At 41.0% G+C, this 3,458-nt stretch carries 4 protein-coding genes and 1 pseudogene; all 5 read left to right on the top strand.

From position 1 onward, the window contains the following. Window positions 1-251 (top strand): annotated as a pseudogene (locus BCT81_RS29620) (alpha/beta hydrolase); the annotation flags it as partial. A 104-nt stretch (window positions 252-355) separates the two neighbouring features. Then, window positions 356-616 (top strand): hypothetical protein, encoded by a 261-nt coding sequence (locus BCT81_RS29400; protein ID WP_198596922.1) that lies wholly within the window; start codon window positions 356-358, stop codon window positions 614-616. Window positions 617-1,066: 450 nt separating this feature from the next. Next, window positions 1,067-1,606: a molybdenum cofactor biosysynthesis protein gene (locus BCT81_RS18010; protein ID WP_009602753.1), complete on the top strand. Its 540-nt coding sequence runs from the start codon at window positions 1,067-1,069 to the stop codon at window positions 1,604-1,606. A 141-nt stretch (window positions 1,607-1,747) separates the two neighbouring features. Continuing rightward, window positions 1,748-2,152 carry a DUF1801 domain-containing protein gene (locus tag BCT81_RS18000; RefSeq protein ID WP_102425346.1) on the top strand — a complete coding sequence of 135 codons (405 nt, stop codon included), beginning with the start codon at window positions 1,748-1,750 and terminating at the stop codon, window positions 2,150-2,152. An 82-nt stretch (window positions 2,153-2,234) separates the two neighbouring features. Then, complete coding sequence (locus tag BCT81_RS17995; protein ID WP_102425345.1) at window positions 2,235-3,263, top strand: IS110 family transposase; 1,029 nt, start codon at window positions 2,235-2,237, stop codon at window positions 3,261-3,263. The last annotated feature ends 195 nt before the right edge of the window (window positions 3,264-3,458 follow it).

Raw genomic sequence — 3,458 nt, 5'->3', positions numbered from 1 at the left:
ATCATAGACGTGTTCCTTTGCCTAGAGGTAGTAATATAAAAGTATTATCTATTCGGGCAAGCGACTTTCCAGCTGATAAAGGTGTTTTGCCTGCAGCCTCCGAGCAAACAAACATTTGCGTAGTCAAAATTCCTGAATCAAAGCATAACGATATTTCGGATTTCGGTCCCAAATGGTTAAAAGATAAAATTAATTTATTGGTTCGAAATTATTTGCTAGACGAACCATGTTCGGTGCTTAAGAAAGCCTAACAAGGCCGTCAAGAAAGGACGCAAAAAGCTTGGCCTGCGCTCCTTCGTCGCTAACTATAGCCAAGCATTTTCTGCCTCTTACGGCGGCGTTAGAGAGCACAAGGATGATTCAGCAAGCATTCGAAAAATTTGGGAAAAACTCCTTTCAACATGCAATTTTCTATAGTAACGAAAACTGTTTAAGGTTTGAGTTGTCGGAAGGCGCTAAGTATGAATCTCATATTTCGATGTTCACAACTGCTTTAGAGCGTGCAACTCAGATTCTCGAAAGTGTTTTCGAAAAAAACGATGAGCTTTCGATCTGTATCTCTTTTGCCGGTGATTCTTTTCTATCAAATTTGTCACAGTTTCGTGAGTTACACTAATTGGGAGTTAAATTCCCAAAAACAAGGTACATATACAGTGAATGGGACGAAGATGAAGAATGGCATCGAAACTATGTATTCTTCAAAGTCGCAAAATCAGAATTGCACAAATTGCTTTTTGGTAAAATGGCAAATGAATTAGGGATAAGACCATCCTATTGGCTTGACGTTTACATATTTGATTTGGAGTTAGGTGTTTTGGCTCATCCATACGACGATAGAGGTATGGATCTAGTGGGTGGCAATAAATTCATGCTTTCTAGAATCTATAAACAGTTTAACAGTTGGCTTTTAAAGTATGACATTAGCATCATGAAACAGTGGTTTGGTGCTCTCTAACAATGCAAATTAAAAGAGCGGACAAAAACCAGTTGGCTTTGTTCGTTCCTCACAAGTTTAGCCAACTAATTTTTGCCGTTTATTTGCGGCGTTAGCCCTCAGGAGGAAAGGATGCCAAAGGTAGTTTCAGTCAGTAAATGTGCCGAGCACACTTTTTCTAAATCAATTGTTGATTCAATATTGCTAATTGAGGGGGAAGGAGTTGACGGAGATGCTCATCGGGGAAAAACTGTAAAGCATCGTTCGAGAGTCAAAGTCGATCCCAGTCAACCAAATCTTAGACAAGTTCACCTTCTTCACAATGAGTTATTCTCTGAGCTTGAGGCTAAAGGTTTCAAAGTTGAGCCAGCATCACTTGGGGAAAACATCACAACATCTGGTATTGATTTACTTGGTTTGCCAAGAGATACCGTAATTAGGTTTAGCAGTGGGGCAGAAGTACTGATTACAGGTCTCCGTAACCCTTGCCCACAAATCGAGGGATACCAGACTGGGCTATTGTCTGCTGTTTTGGGTAAAGATAGCTCAGGAAAGTTAGTCCGTAAGGCAGGAGTAATGGGGATCGTTAAAGTTGGTGGTAGAGTGTCGGCAGGTGATAGTATGGCGATTGAGTTGCCTGATGAGCCATTCCACCCCCTCAAAAGGGTTTAAGGGCTAACAAAAGCTTCAAACCGACAAACAACGCGTGGCATTTTTGGTTTGCAGTAATAATTGTGTTTAAGGCGCAGTGCAGAGGCTTGTTTTGTGCGTTGTCTGCGGTTTAAGCTGGCGTTATGTGAATAGGAGATTTCAATGGACAAGGCAGTCAAGGATCGCTTCGATGAGTATCCAAATAATGCTCGTGCTAGGTTAGAGGAGCTGCGAAATTTAGTCTTTCAAGTCGCATCTGAGTTAGAACTGGGTGAAGTCGATGAAGCTCTAAAATGGGGTGAGCCAAGCTACAGTGTAAAAACTAGCAGTCCGTTACGAATGGACTGGAAGATTAAGTCACCTAATAATTATTACCTATTCTTTAATTGCCAAACTAAGCTAGTCGATACATTTCGGGAGTTGTATGGTGACGAATTGGTGTTTCAGGGAAACAGAGCTATAGTTCTGTCCTTATCGAAACGGCTACCAGAAACGGCCATCAAGTCCTGTCTAGAGTTAGCTTTAACCTATCAGCAGCGTAAGAATCTGCCTCTTTTGGGCGCGTGAAACAATTCACATAACAAGATGATTGGACTCCCCATCCCCAATCCGCCTATCTTTTAATAGGAAGCAACACGGGAGTCTGATTATGAAAAATCTCATTATTGGCGTTGATCTAGCCGCTAAGGTTATTCAAGTTTGCGTTTACGCAGATAAAAAGGTGCAATCTAATCGAGAAATGACACCGAAACAGTTCAGCGCTTATCTCAGTAATCTGTCACCCTCTCTGGTGGTGTTTGAAGCTTGCGCAAGCTCTAATTATTGGAATCAAATTGCCACATCTTTAGGCCACACTTCGAAGTTAATTTCCTCTCGTTTGGTTAAAGCGGTTCGTCAGAATCAAAAAACAGATAAGAATGACGCTTTAGCGATCATTCAAGCCTCACAGTTACCTGAAGTAACTTTCGTTTCTGGTAAGACGAATAGCCAACAGCAAGCGCAATCAATGCTGAAATTACGAGAGCAAGCTGTTAAACAACGGACGGCATTAAAAAATCAATTAATAGGATTGATGAGGGAGTTTAATCTTCCAGTTTCGAGGAACCATCAAGGCTTTACTCAATCGATAGAGATGATTTTGGAAGACGCGGACAATGAGCTAACAGCTGATTTTAGGCATATGCTGAAAGTGTCACTCGACTTATATTTGGTTTTGTGCGAAGCAATTGATACTTATGATCATTCCCTTGATCAATGGATAAGGTCAATCCAAGAATGCCAAAAGTTAATGAAGATTGAAGGTATCGGTAAGTTAAACGCAGTTCATTTGTACATTGCTTTGGCATCAGGAGAACTTGGTCAGTTTAAAAAGGGAAAAGATGTTTCCGCTTGTATTGGCTTAACACCACTCCAACATTCTTCTGGTGGTAAAGCGAAGTTGGGACATATTGATAAACGGAAAAACTCAACGTTGCGCAGCCTATTAATTACTGGCGCAATGTCTGTGGTTCAGCAAGTCGTAAAACGCGATGCTAAAACAAAGAAAGAACAGTGGCTACAAGCATTAGTAGTACGTAGAGGTAAAAAATGTGCAGCGGTAGCGCTGGCAAATAAAACAGTTCGTACCGCTTTTGCTATGCTTAAATCTGATACGGAGTATAGAGCATCTATGCTCTGACAGTTTGACAAAATGAAGCGTAAGATAAAAGTTAGGTGATACAGAATAGTCGAAAGAGGAAAAGCTCGCTAACAAGCATTGTACCCTGACAGCCGAAATTATCATTGAGCAGAGGTAGCTCCTCAATAGTAGCTCGTATATAAGCACGCGAATATCTATCGTTCTTTTTGTTGAAACGGGGGAGTCCATATAAGA

Origin of the sequence: Vibrio sp. 10N.261.52.A1 (assembly GCF_002876325.1) — a bacterium.
Lineage (GTDB): Bacteria > Pseudomonadota > Gammaproteobacteria > Enterobacterales > Vibrionaceae > Vibrio > Vibrio chagasii.
This window is presented reverse-complemented; position numbering and strand designations above follow the sequence as displayed.